Raw genomic sequence first — 1147 nt, forward strand, 5'->3', positions numbered from 1 at the left:
TACGGCTGGCCAGGTCGATGACCTCGGCGCTTTCGCCGTCACGCGGATCGCGATCGTTTTCGGCCCTGAGAGCGGACTTGTCCGCCAGTCGCATTGCCAGCTTCATTGCTTCACCTCATCGAGCCGGGCCAGAGCCTGGATTGGCCGGGCAGGGCCGTTGTTCTGCAGAGTCGCCATGTCCTTGCCGGAGCGCAGGATAAGTTTCTTGGGAACGCCTTCGATCACGATGACGTCGCCGCGCACGGCGTAGTTCACCGGGCCTTCGGTGCCTGCCTTGTCCTTCATCAGGATCGCGGGGACCGGTTCGCCCGCCGGCCAGGCGAGGAAAGTGGCGGTGCCGTCGTCGTAGATACGCGCCGGCATCAGGTTCCTGTCGCCGGTCTTGTCCCAGGCGAAGTTCAGTTCTGCCGGATCGACGATAGCCTGTGCATCGCTCGCTGCCGCCAGCTCGACCTCGTTGGGCCCGTCGACGGGGGCGACGCCCTTCGGCGTGGGGTTGATCGGCGTGGGATAGGTGAACGAGAGGACATAGAGCGGGCTCTCGTTCTTGGGATTCGCCATCAGGTCGAACAGGTAGGTGTGCTCGTTGGTGATGACCGTCATGTTGGTCACCGCGCGATCCGCCAGCGGTTTGACGAACAGAAGGTTGGCGCGCTTGTTCGGCGTGACCTGCCAGGCCTGCGAATCGCCGATCGCGACGTTTTCGATCAGTTCATCGTCGCCAAAGCGGATTGTGGTCTGGACATTGGCGCGGCCATCGACCCGCACGACCTGCGTTTCGTCGTAGAGCCGGCTGACGAGGCGCGGATCCTCGGCATGCAGCGGCGCAGCCAGGCTCACCAGGGCCACTGCGGCGGTGGCGGGAAGCAGGCGGGTCATTTCATCTTCTCCGTCTTGCGCGAGGGCGGGCTGCGAAAGCGGCTGCCGACGCCCTGCACACGCGAAATCGAACTGTTGGCGGGGGGCTGTCCGGTGGTCGGGCTGATGCGAACCTCGCGCCTGCCGACGGCCGAGCCGGTATCGTTGGCCGCGACCGGGCCGGGCGAGGCCATGCGGATTTCGCGCGAGGCGCCCGGCGCGGCGCTACGGGCCTGGTCGACCGCGGCGCCGGCGGCCGGTGGGGCAATGGCAGGTATCGGGCGGCTCG

General features: G+C 66.7%; 1 protein-coding gene and 1 pseudogene. Both read right to left on the bottom strand.

Annotated elements, in window-relative coordinates; genetic code table 11:
• Positions 1-102 precede the first annotated feature (102 nt).
• Positions 103-879, bottom strand: a complete 777-nt coding sequence (locus GRI89_RS00135; RefSeq protein ID WP_159791254.1) for a TrbG/VirB9 family P-type conjugative transfer protein — start codon at positions 877-879, stop codon at positions 103-105.
• Positions 876-1147 (bottom strand): annotated as a pseudogene (locus tag GRI89_RS00140) (hypothetical protein); the annotation flags it as partial. The pseudogene GRI89_RS00140 and the gene GRI89_RS00135, both read right to left, overlap by 4 nt.

Origin of the sequence: Croceibacterium salegens, assembly GCF_009827435.1 — a bacterium.
Taxonomy (GTDB): Bacteria; Pseudomonadota; Alphaproteobacteria; order Sphingomonadales; family Sphingomonadaceae; genus Croceibacterium_B; species Croceibacterium_B salegens.